General features: G+C 68.4%; 15 protein-coding genes and 1 rRNA gene. 1 reads left to right on the plus strand and 15 read right to left on the minus strand.

From position 1 onward, the window contains the following. Positions 1-317: 317 nt before the first annotated feature. The 4 genes from QE374_RS03570 to tyrS form a co-directional block, all read right to left on the minus strand. Positions 318-1,840 (minus strand): 16S ribosomal RNA (locus QE374_RS03570). A 532-nt stretch (positions 1,841-2,372) separates the two neighbouring features. Continuing rightward, positions 2,373-3,173, minus strand: a complete 801-nt coding sequence (locus QE374_RS03575) for an alpha/beta hydrolase (protein WP_309732248.1) — start codon at positions 3,171-3,173, stop codon at positions 2,373-2,375. 16 nt (positions 3,174-3,189) lie between these two features. Continuing rightward, the gene (locus QE374_RS03580) at positions 3,190-3,978 is read right to left on the minus strand and encodes a DUF4184 family protein (RefSeq protein ID WP_309732250.1); all 789 of its coding nucleotides are present in this window, start codon (positions 3,976-3,978) and stop codon (positions 3,190-3,192) included. A gap of 3 nt (positions 3,979-3,981) precedes the next feature. Then, positions 3,982-5,286, minus strand: a complete 1,305-nt coding sequence (tyrS, locus tag QE374_RS03585) for a tyrosine--tRNA ligase (protein ID WP_309732252.1) — start codon at positions 5,284-5,286, stop codon at positions 3,982-3,984. Between the two features lie 88 nt (positions 5,287-5,374). Between tyrS and QE374_RS03590 the strand changes: the two genes are divergently transcribed. After that, positions 5,375-5,971, plus strand: coding sequence for a hypothetical protein (locus QE374_RS03590; RefSeq protein WP_309732254.1), 597 nt, complete (start codon positions 5,375-5,377; stop codon positions 5,969-5,971). A 6-nt stretch (positions 5,972-5,977) separates the two neighbouring features. Here QE374_RS03590 and QE374_RS03595 read toward each other — a convergent pair whose 3' ends face one another. From QE374_RS03595 to pstC, 11 genes are all read right to left on the minus strand, one after another. Further along, positions 5,978-6,613: a SatD family protein gene (locus QE374_RS03595; protein WP_309732256.1), complete on the minus strand. Its 636-nt coding sequence runs from the start codon at positions 6,611-6,613 to the stop codon at positions 5,978-5,980. A gap of 54 nt (positions 6,614-6,667) precedes the next feature. Further along, positions 6,668-7,603 (minus strand): phosphate ABC transporter ATP-binding protein, encoded by a 936-nt coding sequence (locus tag QE374_RS03600; RefSeq protein WP_309736594.1) that lies wholly within the window; start codon positions 7,601-7,603, stop codon positions 6,668-6,670. Positions 7,604-7,751: 148 nt separating this feature from the next. After that, positions 7,752-8,684 carry a sortase domain-bontaining protein gene (locus QE374_RS03605; protein ID WP_309732258.1) on the minus strand — a complete coding sequence of 311 codons (933 nt, stop codon included), beginning with the start codon at positions 8,682-8,684 and terminating at the stop codon, positions 7,752-7,754. After that, on the minus strand, positions 8,681-9,379 hold the full coding sequence (locus QE374_RS03610) for a hypothetical protein (RefSeq protein WP_309732259.1): 699 nt from the start codon (positions 9,377-9,379) through the stop codon (positions 8,681-8,683). Before QE374_RS03610 ends, QE374_RS03605 begins: the two co-directional genes overlap by 4 nt. 16 nt (positions 9,380-9,395) lie before the next feature. Next, the gene (locus QE374_RS03615) at positions 9,396-10,490 is read right to left on the minus strand and encodes a hypothetical protein (RefSeq protein WP_309732261.1); all 1,095 of its coding nucleotides are present in this window, start codon (positions 10,488-10,490) and stop codon (positions 9,396-9,398) included. 137 nt (positions 10,491-10,627) lie between these two features. Further along, positions 10,628-11,695: a hypothetical protein gene (locus tag QE374_RS03620; RefSeq protein WP_309732263.1), complete on the minus strand. Its 1,068-nt coding sequence runs from the start codon at positions 11,693-11,695 to the stop codon at positions 10,628-10,630. Between the two features lie 29 nt (positions 11,696-11,724). Next, positions 11,725-12,822 (minus strand): hypothetical protein, encoded by a 1,098-nt coding sequence (locus QE374_RS03625; protein WP_309732265.1) that lies wholly within the window; start codon positions 12,820-12,822, stop codon positions 11,725-11,727. 41 nt (positions 12,823-12,863) lie between these two features. Further along, complete coding sequence (locus tag QE374_RS03630; RefSeq protein ID WP_309732267.1) at positions 12,864-15,335, minus strand: hypothetical protein; 2,472 nt, start codon at positions 15,333-15,335, stop codon at positions 12,864-12,866. A 142-nt stretch (positions 15,336-15,477) separates the two neighbouring features. Continuing rightward, a complete protein-coding gene (pstS, locus tag QE374_RS03635; RefSeq protein WP_309732269.1) occupies positions 15,478-16,944 on the minus strand; it encodes a phosphate ABC transporter substrate-binding protein PstS in 1,467 nt (488 codons plus the stop codon). Beyond that, positions 16,941-18,212: a phosphate ABC transporter permease PstA gene (gene pstA, locus QE374_RS03640; RefSeq protein ID WP_309732270.1), complete on the minus strand. Its 1,272-nt coding sequence runs from the start codon at positions 18,210-18,212 to the stop codon at positions 16,941-16,943. Before pstA ends, pstS begins: the two co-directional genes overlap by 4 nt. Beyond that, the gene (pstC, locus tag QE374_RS03645; RefSeq protein WP_309732272.1) at positions 18,209-19,243 is read right to left on the minus strand and encodes a phosphate ABC transporter permease subunit PstC; all 1,035 of its coding nucleotides are present in this window, start codon (positions 19,241-19,243) and stop codon (positions 18,209-18,211) included. Before pstC ends, pstA begins: the two co-directional genes overlap by 4 nt. Positions 19,244-19,311: the final 68 nt, after the last annotated feature.

Below are 19,311 nucleotides of genomic sequence, written 5' to 3' on the forward strand. Positions count from 1 at the left end.
AGATTCATCTCTAAGATGCTCGCGTCCACTGTGTAGTTCTCAAAGTACGGGCGGTACCAACCCCCACTGCACAAGCAGCAGAAGAAGGCCCAGAGGTACAGCCGCAACCCCCAAAGGAGTCACACCCGGTCCCTCAGGACCCAACAGCGTGCACGCCCTCACCCAAGAACCCAGCTCCGTTCCAAACCCGAAGGTCGTACTAGAAACCAGACACTCACATGAGAGCCTCGTCAAATGTTCCACCCATGAGCTCCCAGCGAAGAACGTATGCCTTCGAACTGGGTTCTGGAAGTCCGAAGACTTCAGATGCTCCTTAGAAAGGAGGTGATCCAGCCGCACCTTCCGGTACGGCTACCTTGTTACGACTTAGTCCTAATTACCGATCCCACCTTCGACGGCTCCCTCCACAAGGGTTAGGCCACCGGCTTCAGGTGTTACCGACTTTCATGACTTGACGGGCGGTGTGTACAAGACCCGGGAACGTATTCACCGCAGCGTTGCTGATCTGCGATTACTAGCGACTCCGACTTCATGAGGTCGAGTTGCAGACCTCAATCCGAACTGGGACCGGCTTTTTGGGATTCGCTCCACCTCACGGTATTGCAGCCCTTTGTACCGGCCATTGTAGCATGCGTGAAGCCCAAGACATAAGGGGCATGATGATTTGACGTCATCCCCACCTTCCTCCGAGTTGACCCCGGCAGTATCCCATGAGTTCCCACCATTACGTGCTGGCAACATAGAACGAGGGTTGCGCTCGTTGCGGGACTTAACCCAACATCTCACGACACGAGCTGACGACAACCATGCACCACCTGTATACGAGTGTCCAAAGAGTTCTACATTTCTGCAGCGTTCTCGTATATGTCAAGCCTTGGTAAGGTTCTTCGCGTTGCATCGAATTAATCCGCATGCTCCGCCGCTTGTGCGGGTCCCCGTCAATTCCTTTGAGTTTTAGCCTTGCGGCCGTACTCCCCAGGCGGGGAACTTAATGCGTTAGCTGCGTCACGGAAACCGTGGAATGGTCCCCACAACTAGTTCCCAACGTTTACGGGGTGGACTACCAGGGTATCTAAGCCTGTTTGCTCCCCACCCTTTCGCTCCTCAGCGTCAGTTACGGCCCAGAGATCTGCCTTCGCCATCGGTGTTCCTCCTGATATCTGCGCATTCCACCGCTACACCAGGAATTCCAATCTCCCCTACCGCACTCTAGTCTGCCCGTACCCACTGCAGGCTGGAGGTTGAGCCTCCAGTTTTCACAGCAGACGCGACAAACCGCCTACGAGCTCTTTACGCCCAATAATTCCGGATAACGCTTGCGCCCTACGTATTACCGCGGCTGCTGGCACGTAGTTAGCCGGCGCTTTTTCTGCAAGTACCGTCACTTTCGCTTCTTCCTTGCTAAAAGAGGTTTACAACCCGAAGGCCGTCATCCCTCACGCGGCGTTGCTGCATCAGGCTTTCGCCCATTGTGCAATATTCCCCACTGCTGCCTCCCGTAGGAGTCTGGGCCGTGTCTCAGTCCCAGTGTGGCCGGTCACCCTCTCAGGCCGGCTACCCGTCGACGCCTTGGTGAGCCATTACCTCACCAACAAGCTGATAGGCCGCGAGCCCATCCTGAACCAAAAAATCTTTCCAAACGTTGACCATGCGGCCACGTCTCGTATCCAGTATTAGACGCCGTTTCCAGCGCTTATCCCAGAGTCCAGGGCAGGTTGCTCACGTGTTACTCACCCGTTCGCCACTGATCCACAGAGCAAGCTCTGCTTCACCGTTCGACTTGCATGTGTTAAGCACGCCGCCAGCGTTCATCCTGAGCCAGGATCAAACTCTCCGTAAAAGAAAAATGCATACACACAACGGAAAAAGAAGTGCGCAGCGAGTTTGAACTGACCAAAAGGATGCCATCACTGACAATCCATAACGCCAACCCCAAAGGGTTGGACTTGATCCAAAGGAATCTCACCCAGCCGAAGCTGGAACGAGGTTATTTGGCATTTGACAAGTGCACGCTGTTGAGTTCTCAAGGAACGGATGCTCCCACCATCGGACCTCTCGGTCGTCACCATGGGGCAACTATTCGTTTCTCCCGGCTCGGTGTCGGATCGGCGCTTCGCTCTTGACAGAGCAGTGGTCCCAAGATCTGACTCGTGGAGTTCGGGATCCTCATCCTACTCGCATCTGCGACAAGATCTCAAGTCGAGATCTTCAGGATGAGGGGTGGTTCTCCGCTTGAGGGGGCGCCGGGCCTCTCGGCCTCTCCGCTCTTCCCTGTGGGGCGAACAAGTAATAAGTTACGTGGGTTCCGGCCGTCTGCCAACTCGAGCGCACCTCCCGGGCGTGTCGCGCATGTTTCCGCGGTCCGCGTGGGATCACTCCCCCGCCAGATACTCGATCGCCGCCGCACGGAACACGCGTGAGCCCGGGGCGTTGAAGTGGTGTCGATCGGGGATCTCCAGGAAGGTGCCGTGCGGCGCGGCCGCGGCCAGGGCACGCGAGCCCTCGATGATCGCGTCCTGGGTACCCGTGGCGAACAGCACCGGCTGCGTGGGAGCGAGCGCGGGATCCGGGTCCGCGGTCCCTGAGGAGCGCAGCCCCTGCGCGATGGCCCAGAGCGCACGCAGATCGTTTCCCGGCACCCGCTCGGTGAGGGCGATGTAGTCCTGGGTGACGCGATCCGTGACCGGCGTGCCGTCCTCGATGAGGGCTCTGACCTGATCCAGGTCGAGACGCCCCAGCGGGACGCCGTCGGGCACGCCGCCCAGCACCCCCCGCAGCACGCGCTCGGGGAGATCGCGAAGGACCTCCCACCCCACCCGGGCTCCGAGGGAATAGCCCACGTACACCGCATCGTCGATGAGGTACGTGTCCATGACCGACTCGACGTCACGGGCGAGCTCGCGCAGGTCGTAGTCACGAGCCTCGTGCGGCTTGTCGCTCGCACCGTGCCCGCGCTGATCCAGACCCACCACGCGGAATCCCGCCCGCTGCAGGTCACGCACCCATCCCGTGCTCACCCAGTTGTCGCGCGTGCTCGAGGCGAATCCGTGCACGACGACCGCCGTCGGCGCGTCCGGCTCCCCCCACGAGTATGTGGCGATGCGATGCCCTTCACCCACCATCACGTAGCGGGGTTCGGGCATCTCGGTCAGGGCGGGCAGCGCGGCGGTCACGCCTCGATTCTGCTCCCTATCGCGACGCAACGCCGCGCGAGCGGCGCCAGACGACGAACCCGCAGAGCACGAGCGTGGCCGCGGCCCACACGGCGCAGGCCTGCGGCAGCACGCGATAGGCCAGGTGCGCGACGGTGAACTCGGAGGTGAGCGGACCGTAGGCTGCGAGCCCGATCACCCAGGCCGCGATCAGGACAGCGGGAAGCGACGCCACCCAGACGACACCCACCCATCTCGGGGTCCGCGGCGCGTACGGAACACGGGGACGACGGCGCAACCACAGCAGCGCCCACACCGCGATGATCCCCAGACCGATCGCGCTGGAGCCGTGCTGGAGCCACTTGATGCCAGGGAGCGGCCCCCAGGGCTCCTCCAGCGCCGGGAAGAGCTGCGAGCCCAGTCGACCCTCGTGCGTGAACGCGTCCCAGGCGATGTGGCTCGCGACGCCGATCATCAGCGAGGCCGCCAGCAGGAGCGCCGCGGTCGCCGACGCACCGAACGTCTCCCGCCAGATCGTGCGTACCGGAGCATCCCATCCCGCCGGCAGCCGCTCGGCGAGCGGCCCGGGTGCGAGCTCCCGCGCGGCCGGGCGCAGCAGGGCGCGCCACAGCAGCAGCAGCGCGAGCGCCAGCATCGCCGTCACCGGGAGCCATCGGAGGTCGTGCGTGAGGCCGTACGTCACGGGGAGCCCGCGCACGAACAACGGAAGATCCGGCGTCATCGCCCCCACCGCGACCGCCGCGGGAGCCAGCGGCGTCCGCACGAACGGCAACGCGAGCACCGCGTGGCTCGGGGTGAACGGCATGTATCAGCCCCGCGGGACGAGTCCCGCGAGCGTCTTCTTGCCCCGGCGGATGATCGAGACGCCACCCGGGAGCCCGGCACGGATGGTCGCAGACTCGTCGGCGACGCGTTCGCCGTCGAGGCTGACACCGCCCTGTGCCACGGCACGGCGCGCCTCGCTCAGCGAGGAGACGAGCCCCGTGGCGACCAGCGCCCGTGCCACCGTCATCTCCGGCTCGATCTCCGCGTGGGGCAGTTCGTCGATCGCCGCGCGCAGCGTCGCCGCATCCAGAGCGGTCAGGTCGCCCTGCCCGAAGAGTGCGTCGGATGCGGCCACGACCGCCTCCGCCGCCGCGAGTCCGTGCACGAGCGCCGTGACCTCCAGCGCGAGACGCTTCTGCGCCGCCCGGCGGAAGGGCTCGGCCTGCACCTGGTCGGCGTAGCGGTCGATCTCCTCGCGGGTGAGGAAGGTGAACACCTTCAAGCGGTCGATGACGTCGGCGTCGTCGGTGTTCAGCCAGAACTGGTACATGCGGTAGGGACTGCACATCTCGGCATCCAGCCAGACCGCGTTGCCTTCGCTCTTGCCGAACTTCGTGCCGTCGCTGTTGGTGATCAGCGGGGTGCCGATCGCATGGACCGAGACCCCCTCGACGCGATGGATGAGATCGGTGCCGCTGGTGAGGTTTCCCCACTGGTCCGATCCGCCCGTCTGCAGGACGCAGCCGTACTGGCGGTGCAGCTCGAGGTAGTCGAGCCCCTGCAGGATCTGGTAGCTGAACTCCGTGTAGCTGATGCCCGCCTCGGAGTTCAGGCGGGCGCTGACCGCATCCTTCTTGAGCATCGTCCCGACGCGGAAGTGCTTGCCGACCTCGCGAAGGAAATCGATCGCCGACAGGGGGGCGGTCCAGTCGAGGTTGTTGACGATCCGCGCCGCGTTCTCGCCTTCGAAGCTGAGGAAGCGCTCGACCTGCGCGCGCAGGCGCAGAACCCATTCCTCGACGGTCTCTCGGGTGTTGAGCGTGCGCTCGGCCGACGGACGAGGGTCGCCGATGAGCCCGGTGGATCCTCCCACCAGCCCGAGCGGGCGATGGCCCGCGAGCTGCAACCGGCGCATGACGATCAGCTGCACGAGGTTGCCGAGGTGCAGGCTGGGCGCCGTCGGATCGAAGCCGCAGTAATACGTGATCGGTCCCTCGCCCAGCACGGCGCGCAACGCCTCGGGATCGGTGGACACATGCACGGAGCCGCGCCAGACCAGTTCGTCCCACACGTTCGAGAACGAGGGGTCGTTGGCGGGGGCGGTCGCGCTCACAGCGGGCGTAGACACGCCTGCCAGCGTAGCAACTGGCCGGGGCTCCGCCGCCTCCCGGCGCGGGAGGACGAGGGGAGTCGGAGGCGGCTGGGACACTGGCACCATGTTCACCCTCTCCCCCGAGCTGATCGTCGCCGGCGTCACGAGCCTCGCGCTGCTGCTGGCCCTGGCGGCAGCGCTGATCCTGGTGCTCGTCGCGCGTCGGCGCCCCGCCGATGCCGCCCTCGCGGTGGCGACGGGGCTCGTGCTCGTGGGGCTGGTGAGCGTCGTCGTGCTCCCCGTGGAGATCCCCCTGATCATCGGACTCCCCCTCGCCCTGCTCGGAACCGCCCTCGCGGTGACCGGCGGCGACCCTGTGACGCGCCGCATCCTCGACATCGCCACCCACGGTCAGGTCCGCGAAGGGGATGCGGGCGGCATCCTCGTCTTCCGCTCGCGCACCGGCGAGGGCCCGGAGCCCGGATTGGAGGAAGTGCTGCGCGGCGGCACCACGATCGGTTACCTCGAGCGGCTCGCGGTCGTGCTGTCGCTGCTGGCGGGGTTCCCGGAGGCCGTCGCCGTCGTCGTCGCCATCAAGGGCATCGGCCGCTTCTCCGAACTCGCCACCTCGGCCGCCCGCGAGCGCTTCATCGTCGGGACGCTCGCCAGCCTGCTGTGGGCGGGAGTGGTCGGCGCACTCGTGCGCCTCGCGATCTTCTGACGCGTCTCACCGTCGCCATTGCACGAAGCCTTCGACGAGGCCCGCGGCCCCGGAGGCGGTGAGCAGCTGCGACACCGCGGATTGCGTGATCTGCTCGCGCGCGGCCAGCTCCCGCTGAGTCAGACCCATGCAGCGTCCGTAGACGACACGGCGCGCCCGCTCCCCCATCGCGTTCACGAGTTCGTCGCGGGCCCAGACGTACGCGTTCGCCAGACGCACCTGCTCATGCACCGCCGCATCCTCGTCCTGCGCAGCGGCGATCCAGGTGCGCACCGCCGGCATCGCACGCACCTGCTTCGCGTGGAGGGTGTCGATGGCCTGTCGTGCCGCCCACCACCCGGGCCCCTCCGGCAGCTCGGAGCCGCGTGCGGGGATCGTGTACACGGGCCCCACTCCGACCCCGAAGCGCAGTGCGAGCCCGTCGGGCAGCGCGAGGGTGACGAGCAGGATGCTCTGCAGCGCAGCGGGCAGATCGGGGAACTGCCCTTGGAACTCGTCCCCCACCGTCGGCTCGAGGGCGCGTTCGGCGACACCGAGGTCCGTGTGCACGCGGGCGAGTACGTCCTCGATGACGCGCTGCGCACCGGCTCGGTCGGCGAGGTCTCGGGACCCGACGATGTCGGCGGTCACAACGCTGATCATTCCCGAATGATAAGCTATTAGCTAATCTGCTGTCAAAATAAGCGAATCCCTAATTTATCCGAACCGTCCGTTGACGTAGTCGAAGGTCCGCGGGTCGACGGGCTCGGCGAACATGGCATCGGTGTCGCCGTACTCCACGATGTGCCCCGGCTGCCCCTGGGATGCGAGGAAGAACGCGCACTGCTGGGACACCCGCTGAGCCTGCTGCATGTTGTGGGTGACGATCACGATCGTCACCTCCTGCGCCAGCTCGAGCATCGTCTCCTCGATCACGCGCGTGGAGGTGGGATCCAGTGCCGAGCAGGGTTCGTCCATGAGCAGCACCCGCGGACGCACGGCCAGAGAGCGGGCGATGCACAGACGCTGCTGCTGCCCGCCGGACAGCCCTCCGCCCGGCGAACGCAGTCTGTCCTTGAGCTCCGTCCAGAGCCCCGCCTTCGTGAGGCAGCTCTCCACCAGATGGTCCCTGCGGTCGCGGTCCGCTCGCACGCCGGTGAGCGTGAGCCCGGCGAGCACGTTGTCGTAGATCGACATCGCGGGGAACGGGTTCGGCTTCTGGAAGACCATCCCGATGCGCTTGCGCGCCTCCACGACCGGCAGCGTCGGTTCGTAGATGTCGGCACCGTCCAGGAGCACCTCGCCCGCGAGAGAGGCGGACGGAACAAGCTCGTGCATGCGATTGAGGATGCGCAGGAACGTCGACTTCCCGCATCCGGACGGCCCGATGAGCGCCGTCACCATCCCGGACGGCATCATCAGCGAGACGTCCTGGAGCACCTGGTGCTCACCGAACCAGGCCGAGATCAGGCGGGCATCCAGCTGAGCCGGGGCCGGAGCCGGCTCGGGAGCCGTGACGCCTGCCGGGCCCGAGGGCGATGCCACGGGAACGATCGTCGTCGCATCCCGAGCGGCGCCTGCGGCACGCCCGAGGAAGCGGGGGCCGAGGACTCGACCGGCCCGGCGGGCGAGCGCGCCCGGGGCCGACTCCATCGCACCGGACGACGATGAGGCGCCCGCCCCGCGCGCCGCGGCGCCGACCTGATCGCCGGTGCCCCGCATCGGGAAGACCACCTCGGTGATCGTCTCGTCGGGCACGGAGGCCGGGGAATCTGGAGGTGTCGACATGGAGGCTCTCCGCTCAGATGAGGTTGGGAAGAAGGAAGGCGACCTGGGTGGCGGTCAGAAGGCTCGCCAGCACCATCAGGGGGAAGAACACCACCCAGGACTTGCGCCAGCCGAAGCGCCGCAGCGACCAGACAGCGCCGACCTCGCCGGCGACGAGGAGCTGGAGCGAGAAGATGAGCGCCCAGACGGTGCGCGTGTCGGTCGCGAGCGGGGCGTCCTGGACCGGCAGCGTGAGGCGCGTCGTCTGCCGGGCTCCCGCGGGCTGGGACTCCCCCACCATCACCGCGTCCAGGTACTGCACGCCGACCGGGGTCAGCGGACCGCCGCGCGCGGTCACCAGGATCAGCCGGCTCTCGCCCGGCCGGGGATTCGACGGCGCGGGATCCCCCGCGTACCGCGTCCCCATGACCTCGAAGGTGTGCGCGCCCTGCCCCGTGGTGACCGAGAAGCGATCCCCGGGCGCGAGCCGCGAGAGACCGCCGAAGGGCCCACCGTAGGCCAGCGCGCGTCCCATCAGGACGCTCACGCCGCGCTGCCCGGGAAGCACGCTGTCGCGGCGATGGCCGGGACCGCTCATCAGGACCCCCGACGACGTCCCCTCCACGACCGTGTCGTACAGGCCGATCTGCGGGATGTCGATGATCGCCACCGGTGCGCCGTCGGGAAGCAGGACATCGAGATAGTCGCCCTCGCTGACCGGTGCCGTGCCTCCGGCGAGCTCCCCCCGGAATCGCTCGGTGAGCTGCTGCTGGGCGGCGTGGTAGCTCACGTTCCCGACGATCAGCAGCGTCGCCAGGAACGTCACGATCAAAGAGGCGAGCATGACCAGGATGCCGCGCACGATCGCCTGCGCCAGCGTCAGCGGCGGGCGGGCGGCGCGCGGCGCGCGACGAGGCGGCGAGGGCGTCCTGCGCGGTGGGGCGGGAGCGACTGCGGCGGCACTCATGCGGCGATCGTCGCCGTCGCCGGGGGCCGCACAGCGACACGCAGAAGCACCATGGCGACGGCGATCACGACGAGGCCGATGGCTCCGAGCCAGGGAAAGACGTAGACGATCCCCGCCCTGCTGACCGGCGCCGTCTGCGAGCCGGCGATGACCTCGGGGGGAACGATGGTGACACGGGCCACGACGAGCGGCCACTGTCCCGTTCCCTCGAGAGAGGTGCCGACGACTCGCGTCTCACCGGGCTTCAGAGCACGCACGTCGACCTCGTCGCCCGAGATCCGCGCGCCCGTGACGGTCGCGAGGCTGAAGTCGGCGGAGAGATCGATCGTCTCGACCGAGAGGTTGCGCACCGTGATCCACGTGTCCGCGACGCCTCCCCACGGGTTCATCGTCGGACGCGATCCGCCGTTGATGTCGCCCACGTAGAGTCCGCCGGCGATGAGCATGTCACCGGCCGCGGGCGGGGCGGCCACGGTGTTCGCGGCGACGGCTGCCGGCGCGGCGGGGGCGGTCCCGCCGCGGCCGGTGCCGCCGGGAGCGGTGTTCGCGGCACCGGCCGCCGGGGTCGGGCCGATGACGGGCACGCTGATGCCGATGCCGTCCGCGTCCGCATCCTGCGCCTGCGCGGGCGTGGCCAGCAGGGAGAGCGCGAGCATCACGAGTCCTGTCGCCGCCCACATCCGCGCGGCATGCATACGTCGTGGCGACACCTCAGACACCCACGCCGACATCGGAGCCTCGATCGGCGGCCGCGCGTCGCGCCTCGGCCTGCGTGAACGCGATCCACTCCGCTGCCCGCTTCTCATCACGCCGACGACGCCAGCGCGTGAACAGGACGACGATCGCGGCGAGCAGCAGAGCGGCGATGAGGACCCACGGCAGCGCCCAGGCGCCGGCGGAACGGTCGATCTGCGGCGCGGGCGGAGCCTGTTCGCTCGCACCGCTGGCATCGCCCCGCGAGTACAGCGAGGCGGCCGCCTCGACGAAGACGTACTGACCGACGGGGCCGATGTCGTACGTGACGGTGCGACTGGCGCCCGGGAGCAGCTCGTCGAGGTTCTCCAGCCGTCGGTCGGTGAGCTCGGTGCCGAAGAAGCTCTTGACCACGAGGACCAGGGTGGGAGCGAGCGCGACGTTGCCCTGGTTGGTGACCGTGAGCGTGACGGCGGTGGAACCCTCGAACGGGTTGAGCGCGGGGTTGTACGTCGCGGTCATCCCCGTGATGTTCAGCAAGGACTGGAGTTCGCCGGGCACCCGGACGTAGAGCCGGGTGCCGACCCGTCGATCGACCAGGATCTGGTCCGACGGCGTCTGGGCCGACACCAACAGGCCGCCCGCGTGGTCGCCGGGCCCCGCGTCGGCGGGGACGGTCATCGTGAAGCGCACCGGTCGCGACTGGCCGGGCGCCAGCTCGAACTGCATGCGGGTGGACCCGTCCTCCAGCACCACCCAGGAGCCCGCGTCGGAGGGCGCCGCATCCGCGTCGAGCAGAGCGAAGTCGCCGCTCTCGGTGTTGAAGGCGTCGGTCGCGTAGACCGAGACCCGCTGCACCGTCGAGCCCGTGTTGGCCACCGTGTAGCAGTCCGAGACCTGCTGACCGGGAGCAGCCTCGTACGAGAAGCGAGACCGGCCGTCGACGGTGCCGTCGTCGGCGCAGGGGGCGCCGGCGATCGACTCGGTGTCGTCGGCGCGCGCGGGTACGGGCGTCGCTGTGATCGCGAGGACTGCGCAGACCACGACGACGAGTACGGCGACACTCGCGCGCAGAGGGAGAGGAAGACCCGTTCGGGTTCGGGTTGCGTGCACGGACAATTCACTCCATATCGGGCTGTCCGCCTCGCGTACCGGAGCTGAACGCGAGACGAACGAGGAAGGACGGGTGCCGTGCCCGAGCGCTGCTCGGACACGGCACCCCGGGGCGGGCGCTGGTCGCCCGCCCCGACTCACTTCGAGACGAGCGTGACCGTCATCGTCGAGGTGTAGGTGCCGGCGGGCGTGCCCTTCGGCGCCGTGAAGGTCAGTGCCCCGGAGAGGTCGGTCTGACCGATGCCGGAACCGGCGACGGCTTCAGCGAACAACGACGAGCTCTGCGCCCCGGCCAGGAACGTCGCCTTGCTCACGCCCGACGACGTGCTCGATGCACCGATGGAGGGAACGATGCCGAGGGCCGACGCGGGCACGCTGTTCGAGCCGCTTCCGAAGTCGGCGACGGTGGTGTTGACGGTCCAGCCCGGCTTGCTCACGAAACGCTCGTCCGTGACCGAGAAGGTCGGCAGGCTTCCGGTCGAGATCGAGCGGCCGTCGGCGTCGAGCGTGGGGTTGCCGAGCGTCGCCTTGGCGCCGCTGGGGACGGTGAGCGAGAGCGCCCCGTCCACGGGGCCGGCGACCGCGGTGGTGATGCCGATCTCGCCCGTGCCACCCACGGGGTCGCTGCCGCCCCCACCGGGGATCTGCTGCGGCACGTCGTAGGTGTAGTCGCCCGTGCCCGCGACCACGTGGACGGTGTTGTAGGCGCCCATTCCGACGAACGTCACGCCGTTGTTCTTGGTGAACGCGAAACCGAGGCTGTAGTCACCGCCGGCGGCCTTGACGGCTCCGAAGGTCGTGGCGGGGAACTGCGCCATGCTCGCCGTGGGCTGGAGCACCCGGTTGTCGGGACCGGGCACCAGCAGACCGAAGTCGATCTTCGAGGACCAGTCGGCGATCGAGGTCTCCTTGCCCTTGGGGGCGATGAAGACCCAGACTCCTTCGGCGTCGGCCGGGGCCGCCGCGAAGCGGGCCTCGACATCCGTGGGCGAAGGCGACGCGACGAATCCGTCGTCGTAGTGAAGAACGGTGGTGCCGTTCTGCAGGACGCCGTCGAAGTCGTAGATGTAGTACGGCTCCGGAGTGCCGTTGGGGGTCCAATCACCCACGGCCGCGGTGGCGGACGTGGCGCCCAGACCCACGGCACCGATTCCGATGGCGACGGCGAGGCCGGCGGCCGCGACGCGCGTGAGGTTGATCTTCATGAGGTTGATGTCCTTTTCGAGAGTGCGGGTCAGAGGGACGCGTAGGCGTAGATGGGTGCCGTCTGGGACGGCGCGAGGAACCCGAACTTCTCCTTCACGCGACGGGGGGACCCAGAGACGCCGGAGGTGAAGTTGGTGAGGCTGGAGCTGACCGAAGGGTTCACGAGGCCCGCCAGCGCCGGGTCGTACTTCGCGTCGCCGACGGTGATACGCGCACGCTCGACCACGAGGTAGGTGTCGCGTCCGAACGTCGTGTTGGCGTAGTAGGAGGCGTTCGGAACCGTGGTGGCTCCCGAGCCGGACACCGCAGCGACCCCGGCGACCGCACTGCCGAGGGTGACTCCGGACGCGGCGGCGACCGTGTTGACACCGGCGGCTCCGGTGACCTGGGCCGTCCAGCTCGCGACCGAGAACGGGATGATCTCTCCGTCGTTCAGCACCGTGGCGTCGTTCTCCGCCGTGGTGTTGTTGGTGTCGATACCCGCCTTCAGCGTGGGGTTGCCGATCGCGCTGAGGAAGAACGAGCGGGTTCCGGATCCGGACTGCGGCAGACGCGGGTTCACGGCGACGCCGTCGATCGAGGTGAGCGTGCCCTCGAAGACCTGCTTGAGCTGGGAGGCGGTGAGGTTCGCCCACGCGGCGGTTCCGCCCTTGTAGACGTAGGAGACCGCGTCGCGGCCGAACGGCACGTAGGCCAGCTTGCCATCCGGGTTCTGGTTGGCACCCGGACCGGACGAGGACCGTGCGATGTCGACCTGGCCGGTGATGGTCTTGCCGTTCCACGCGCCGCCGGTGATCGAGGCGCGCAGCGCGGAGACGCCGTTGCCCGAGCCGGAGGGGCGCTGGAAGTAGGGGCCGCCGGGCTTGGTCTGGATCTGGCTGCCCGTGCCGGTGGAGGGGAACGCGTCGAACGAGCCGATCGTGTTGCCACCCGCCGTCACACGCACACGCGTGCCGGTGATGCTGGTGCCGTTGGCGAGGGCGTTGGCCGCATCCTGGAGGGTGTCGGAGCCGACGAGCACGTAGCTGTTCGAGACGACCTCGGCGTTGGCCGAGCTTGCCACGAGGCCACCGGCCACCACGACGCCGAGCGCCGCGGTGATCGCGGCAAGGCGCTTCAGTTTCATGGATTGCTCTTTCTGTTCGGGTTGGAAGGTGCGAGGGGAAGTCAAGGACGCCGGCCGAGCCGACCGACGAAGGGCACGGCGCCGGCGGCGAGCGCGCCGGCGAGCGCGCTCAGCGGGAGGGCGCTCACGAGGGGACCGTTGTCCGGATCGTCCGGCGTCGCGCCCGCGGACAGCGCCGCGGCGACGGCACCTGTGGCAGCCGGCGCGGCGACGGCAGGAGCCGGCACGCCGGCGGCAGCGCCGCCGGCCGCTGCGGGCGCGACGGCGGGAGGCGCCGATGCGGGCGGAGCGGCGACGGCCGGCGGAGTCGCCGGCTGGCCGGCCGCCGAGATCGCGGCGGCCGCGACCAGTGCTCGCTCACGCCAGCTCGCCGGAAGAGGCGCGTACCCCGCGGGCAGCTGACCGAACGCGTCGCCGGGTGTCTGCCCGTCCCGCGCGGCGTACTGGATGAACTGCGCGTAGCTCTGACGGACGGAGCCGGACAGGAGCGTCGGGTTCGTCGCGGCGTACACGGGCAGGGTGAGCGGGTAGGCCGAGGGAGCCTCCCGCACCGCTGCGGACGCCGCATCCAGCGCGTAGACCTGCGGTTGGGCGGGCGAGGCGGTCATGGCGGCGGCGGCGGCGAGCATCGCTTCCGAGGTCGGACGCACGAACTCACCCGACGCGTTTCGCAGGGATGCCGTGACGCTCTGATAGCGCTCCGCCGAGGAGCCGTCGGTGAGGGCGAGCACCTTGCGCTCGCCTGTCAGATCGCGCGTCTTGCGCTGCCACTTGGCCGGCACGCTGATCGGGTCCCACTCCCCCACGTTCAGACCGTCCCCGCGCAGGGCGTTGTAGGCGCCGGCGGCGAGATCGTTCGTGTACGGACGCCAGGTCACGGTGTTCAGCGCCTTGTCCGTGCCGCTGTACGCCTCGGCGGGGTCGACTTTGGGGAAGTTGTCGCGCGGCACGGCCATCCCTACGCCGTTGGGATGGATCTCCGGATTCGTCGACGCCCACGCATTGACCCGCATCCCCCACGGGTCCGGAACGCCGGCGAGGAAGTCCCGGGCCTCCGCATCCGCTGCGATGTACTCCCAGACCGCGCGGGCGTACTCCGAGCGTCCCAGCGGCACCATCACGTCTGCCACGGCGGGGCTCACGATCGACTGATCGGCCCACTCCGGGTTGAGCGCGCGGAAGTCCGGATCGAAGAGGAGGTTCTGCGGGTTCGCCCCCAGTCCCTGCTTGTCGGAGTTGGTGGGCAGCGCATCGGTGTAGGAGGAGGTGAGCAGCTTCGCCAGGAGCCGGGGGGTGAGCTTCATCTCCGTGAACGGCTGCCTCGCCATGGCCTGCTCCTCGGGCCCCGCGGAGTCCGAGGGGTATCTGTCCACCGCAAAGGTGACCGCGACGGACGTGAGGGCGAGCGGTGCGTAGATCAGTCCGTCGGTCTGCCCCTCCGCCGGCCGCAGAGCGTTCGAGGTGAGTGCCAAGGGCGCGTCGGCCGAGGTGTTGGCCGTCGCCGCCGCATCCGCATCCGTCGTCGTGATCAGCGTGTAGACGTCGCCGCCGTCGGATCCGCAGAGCTGCGGCTGCCACGACGAGACGGCGTCGGCGATGAGCTCCGTGCCCGCGAGCTGCTGCTCGCCCGCACCGATCGCGCAGTGGTTGCCGACCGGAAGGAACTCCAGGCGCACGGCCAGCCGGTGCTTCCACTCGTCCCAGAACAGCGGCGAGTCCCGGTTGTACCCCGGCCCGCGCGGCACGGCCACCAGCCAGCACGAAGTGCCGGTCACGGTGCCGTCCGCGGCGGTCTGCGGCGAGCCGCATCCGAGTCCCGGCGACTGCATGACGGTCTGCGTCTCGAAGGTGACCGATCCGGTTCCGTCCGCGGAGGAGCCGGCCCAGGCGACCTCGTTGGTCGTGTACTGCGTGAAGTACTTGTTCGTGTTCAGGTCGACGCCGGGCACGATCTTGCCGTCGACCACGCGCGCCACGGTGTCGTTGCGTCCCGTCTCCGGGTTCTTCATCGCCGAGACGAAAGGGATGCCGGTGTAGGGCACATCACCCGTGGTGACCGAGTACTGCTGATCGGCGGGGGCGATCGCATCGACGGAGTCGACGTTGCGGTCGCGACGTGCGCCCTCGGCGTTCGTGCCACCGAACTGGCAGGTCGTGCGATCCGGTGCGAGGACGCCGTTCTCGAGCGTGTCACCCCAGCACTGCATGAGCTGCAGGTAGTTCTCTCCGCCGTTCTGGCTGTTGGGCACCGTCGAGGCGGCCGCACCCTGCCACGAGACGCGCACCGCCTGCGCGCCCAGGTTCTTCGTCTGCGAGACACGCAGCTCCAGGGCCGGGAACGGCGCGTTCTGGTAGTCGGGGTCCTGCTCGTGCGCCGAGACGATCGCCGCGGAGTCGGTCTCCGCCCGCGCGGCGCCTGCGCCGATCACGGAGAGGGAGAGCACGGCGGCGAACACCACAACACCCGCCGCTGCCGCGCGCACCGCCGTGGCGCATCGCCCGAATCGGACCACGTCATACTCCTTGGATCTCGCCGCCAGGGCGGCAGTGCTAAAGCTAGGAAGTCGCGAAGAATCGGCTCTGTCGCGGCTGGGAACGGCAGGATCTCGCCGCGGTCGAGTCGTCGTGCGGCCGGTGAACGGCGGGTGACGCGAGTCAGCGACGGCGCGCGCGGCGCACCAGGAGCGGCGGCACCAGGACCGCGATGACGAACAGGATCGCCGCGATCAGCATGCCCACCTGAGACGCTCCGAAGCTCGACGCGGCCAGCGTGAACGGAGACGACACGGCCGCAGCCCCGCCCGCGCCCGCGGCACCCGAGACCAGGTTGCCGTTCGCGTCGTACACGGCCTCGGTCGTCGTCGCTGCCGCGGCGGGAGAGCCGGCGGCGGCAGCCGCGTCCGTGGACGCGCCGGCACCACCCGCGGCGCCGCCCCCGCCACCAGACTGCGCCTCGCCCGCGGCCCCCTTGTTGTTGCACGAGTCGGAGTTGAACTCCCCCACCGCGGAGCCCGGGATGCGGGTGATCTGCTGGAAGGCGGCTTTGACGAGGTTCATCGGCAGCGGCGAGTATCCCAGTGCCCCTGCCTGCTTCTGCCCGTCGCAGACCACGTACTTGACGAACTCGCCCAGCGTGTATCCCTTCTCCGTCGTGAACACGCCGCCGACCGCTGTCGGCACGATCATGTAGGAGTAGCTGGACATCGGGTACGCGGACGGGTCGGGATTGCTGTAGACGTCGTTGAGGATCTGGGTCAGGTAGTCGGGTGAGGACTGGTCCTCGTTGATGCGCGCCAGTCGCAGCGCGATCTCCACGTTCTCGGCCGTGGGTCCGACGAAGTTGCCCGCGGCGTTCTGCACCTGGACGACGGGGAAACCCATGCCCTTCGGGTACGAGTACTCCACGTAGGTGATCGAGCCGACCCCGTTGTCGTTGCCCACGTAGCCGGAGACGCCGAGCGAACCGCTCTGGCGCTTCGCGTCGGGCAGCTTGTCAGCCGGGAACTGCGACGTCATCCCTGTCGTCCAGATGCCGGGATACTGCGTCGACATCCATTTGGTGAACTGCGCGGTCGAGCCTGAGCCGTCCGAACGCACGACGGGCACGATCTTCATGTCCGGCAGCGTGAGCGACGCATTGAGCGCCTGGATGGCGGGGTCGTTCCATCGCGAGATCTGCCCGGTGAAGATCTTCGTGACCACCTCGCCCGAGAGCTTCAGATCCGTGACGCGCTTGCCGCTGATCACCAGGTTGTACATGAGCGCGGTACCACCGGCGACGATCGGGAGATACGCGTAGGGACGATCCGAGCGCTCGGGGGCGGAGCCGTCCTCGGGCGCCGCTTGGAAGGGGATCTCGCTCACCGCGAAGTCCACCGTTCCCTTGATGAAGTCCGCGCGTCCCGCGGAGGAGCCCGTGCCCGAGAAGTTGACCGTCATCCCGTAGTTGTTGGCGACGTTGCGCCGCCACTGGTCGAGCGCATTCGAGGACCACGTCGAGCCCGACCCGGAGACCACCACGTACGTCGCCGCCGAGGCGGGGACGGAGGTCGCGACCAGCGATGCCACGACGGCAAGGGCTGCGACGAGGCCCGCGAGGGGGCGACGGGAACGGGCGATCACGGGTTCTCCTGCGTGGGTGTCGTCGCAGCGAGAATCGCCGGCGAGTCCGTACGGGTGCGGTGGGTGATGCGGATGAGGTCGTGCTGCGAACGGTGCGCCGCGCGACGGCGCTGACCGTCGGAGAGCACCCCGGCGCCGCGTCCTCCGATCAGGCGCGCGACGACGAACAGGCTCAACACCAGCAGGATCAGCACCGCTGCGGTGCCGAAGCCTCGGGCGACCATCTGGGGCTCGGGCGACTGGACGAAGGTGAAGACCTGCAGCGGGAGCGAGATCATCGGCCCCGAGAACGGGTTGGTGTTCAGCTCCGCGGTCACGCCCGAGGTGAGCAGGACAGGGGAGGTCTCTCCGATCCCGCGCGCCGTGCCGAGGATGACGGCCGTGGCGAGCCCGGACCGCGAGGTCGGCAGCACGACGGTCCACACGGTCCGCCAGCGTGACGCCCCCAGCGCGTAGGAGGCTTCGCGCAGGTGATGGGGAACGAGACGCAGCACCACGTCGGCGGAGCGGATGACGATCGGCAGCATCATGACCGTGATCGCCACCGCGGCCGCGAACCCCGAACGCTCCTTGGTGATGAGCGTGATCAGGGCCGCGTAGACGAACAGGCCCGCCACGATCGACGGCAGAGCCGTCATGGCGTCGGAGACGGTGCGCACGAAACGCGCGAACGGGCCGCCGATCTCGTTGAGGAAGACGGCGGTGATGATGCCCAGCGGCACGGTGATCACCAGGGCGATGCCGATCTGGATGAGGGTTCCCACCACCGCGTGGGCGATCCCGCCGACATCCAGGGGATCGAGCGGTCCGGCGAAGCGCATGGTCTCGACGAAGAAGTTCGGGTGCGACAGGGCGGGGATCCCCCGTCCGACGGTGTACAGGACGACGAACACGAGTGCGGTCAGGACCACGATCCCGGCGGTGGCCATGAGCACGGTGGCCAGGCGGTTCGCCACGGCGAGTCGATCCGCGCGCAGGCCGACCAGCACGGCGTACACCGCCACGAAGACGATGTAGGCCACCACGATCCATCCGATGATCCCCGACAGCGGCGCGATCCAACCGAACAGCAGCGTCGCGACGCAGATGCCCGCCAGCAGCGCCCCACCCAGATCGAAGCCGTCCTCCAGCGCCGCGGTGCCGGGCCGACGCCGCTCGGGGCGGGCGCGTCCCGCGGGCGCCGAGGGGATGCGGGTGCGTCCCCCTCCGCGGGAGACCGGATCCGCGGGCATCTCCCCCACCCGCTCCTGCGCGTCGACGAAGCTCATCCGTTGCTCTCCGCCCCCGAGCGCGAGCGCGCGACGATCGATGATGCCGTGAAGTTGATCACCAGGGTGATCAGGAACAGTGCGAGTCCCGCCGCCATGAGCGCGGAGAGGCCGAATTCGCTGGATTCCCCGTAGCGCAGGGCGATGAGCGCCGACACGGAGTTCGTTCCGGTCTTGAGGACCTGCCAGTTGATCGTGAAGATCGGCGAGATGATCATGTAGACGGCGATGGTCTCGCCCAGGGCCCGACCGAGTCCCAGCATCGTGCCGCCGATGATGCCGCCGCGCCCGAAGGGGAGCACGACGGTGCGGATCATCCCCCATCGCGTCGACCCCAATGCGAGAGCGCCTTCGCGCTCCCCGATCGGGGCCTGCGAGAACGCCTCCCGCATGATCGACGTCTGCGTGGGCAGCACCATCAGCGCGACCACCATGCCGGCGATGAAGGCCGATGACGTGAAGGCGCTGGCTTCGGTCAGGGATGCTCCGTCGGAGTCCGTGACGGCGAAGACGGGGATCCATCCGAACGTGGACGAGATCCACTGCGCGACCGGGACGGCGTTCTCCTGGAGGTACTGCACGCCCCAGAGACCGAAGACGACGCTGGGGACCGCGGCCATGAGATCGACGATCGTGACCATCGCCCGCTTCACCGAGTTCGGGAGGATCTCGCTGATCAGCAGCGCCGTGCCGAACGCCAGCGGGAACGACAGGAGCAACGCGATGACGGCGATCGTGACCGTGCCGAAGAGCACGGCGGCGATGCCGAAGGAGTCGGGCACGCCGTCGCGCGGGTTCCACTCCTGCACCCAAAGGAAGGACGGGCCCGCCGACACGAGAGCCTGGCCGCCGCGCGCGGACAGGAACACGCCGACGGCCAGCATGATGGCGACGGTGACGCCCCCCGCGGCGAAGCACACGGCACGGAACACGCGATCGGAGAACACCGGCAGCGATCGCAGGGATCGACGTGGCGCGGTGGACGTCGTCGTCTCGCGTGGCGGGATGATCTCCGTCACGGCGTCGGTCATGCATTCCTCCGGGTCATGGACATGCGCGAGCACCCCAGATGCTCAGCCACAGCGTCGCGGCGACCGGT

This window comes from Microbacterium sp. SORGH_AS_0428 (genome assembly GCF_031453615.1).
Lineage (GTDB): Bacteria > Actinomycetota > Actinomycetes > Actinomycetales > Microbacteriaceae > Microbacterium.

Bases quoted from the DNA above. Each gene is read 5' to 3' on its own strand.
- QE374_RS03590 (WP_309732254.1), top strand. From the start codon at position 5,375: ATGTTCACCCTCTCCCCCGAGCTGATCGTCGCCGGCGTCACGAGCCTC.
- QE374_RS03625 (WP_309732265.1), bottom strand. From the start codon at position 12,822: ATGAAACTGAAGCGCCTTGCCGCGATCACCGCGGCGCTCGGCGTCGTG.
- QE374_RS03610 (WP_309732259.1), bottom strand. From the start codon at position 9,379: ATGCATGCCGCGCGGATGTGGGCGGCGACAGGACTCGTGATGCTCGCG.
- QE374_RS03595 (WP_309732256.1), bottom strand. From the start codon at position 6,613: ATGATCAGCGTTGTGACCGCCGACATCGTCGGGTCCCGAGACCTCGCC.
- QE374_RS03600 (WP_309736594.1), bottom strand. From the start codon at position 7,603: ATGGAGTCGGCCCCGGGCGCGCTCGCCCGCCGGGCCGGTCGAGTCCTC.
- QE374_RS03605 (WP_309732258.1), bottom strand. From the start codon at position 8,684: ATGAGTGCCGCCGCAGTCGCTCCCGCCCCACCGCGCAGGACGCCCTCG.
- pstC (WP_309732272.1), bottom strand. From the start codon at position 19,243: ATGACCGACGCCGTGACGGAGATCATCCCGCCACGCGAGACGACGACG.
- pstA (WP_309732270.1), bottom strand. From the start codon at position 18,212: ATGAGCTTCGTCGACGCGCAGGAGCGGGTGGGGGAGATGCCCGCGGAT.
- QE374_RS03580 (WP_309732250.1), bottom strand. From the start codon at position 3,978: ATGCCGTTCACCCCGAGCCACGCGGTGCTCGCGTTGCCGTTCGTGCGG.
- QE374_RS03620 (WP_309732263.1), bottom strand. From the start codon at position 11,695: ATGAAGATCAACCTCACGCGCGTCGCGGCCGCCGGCCTCGCCGTCGCC.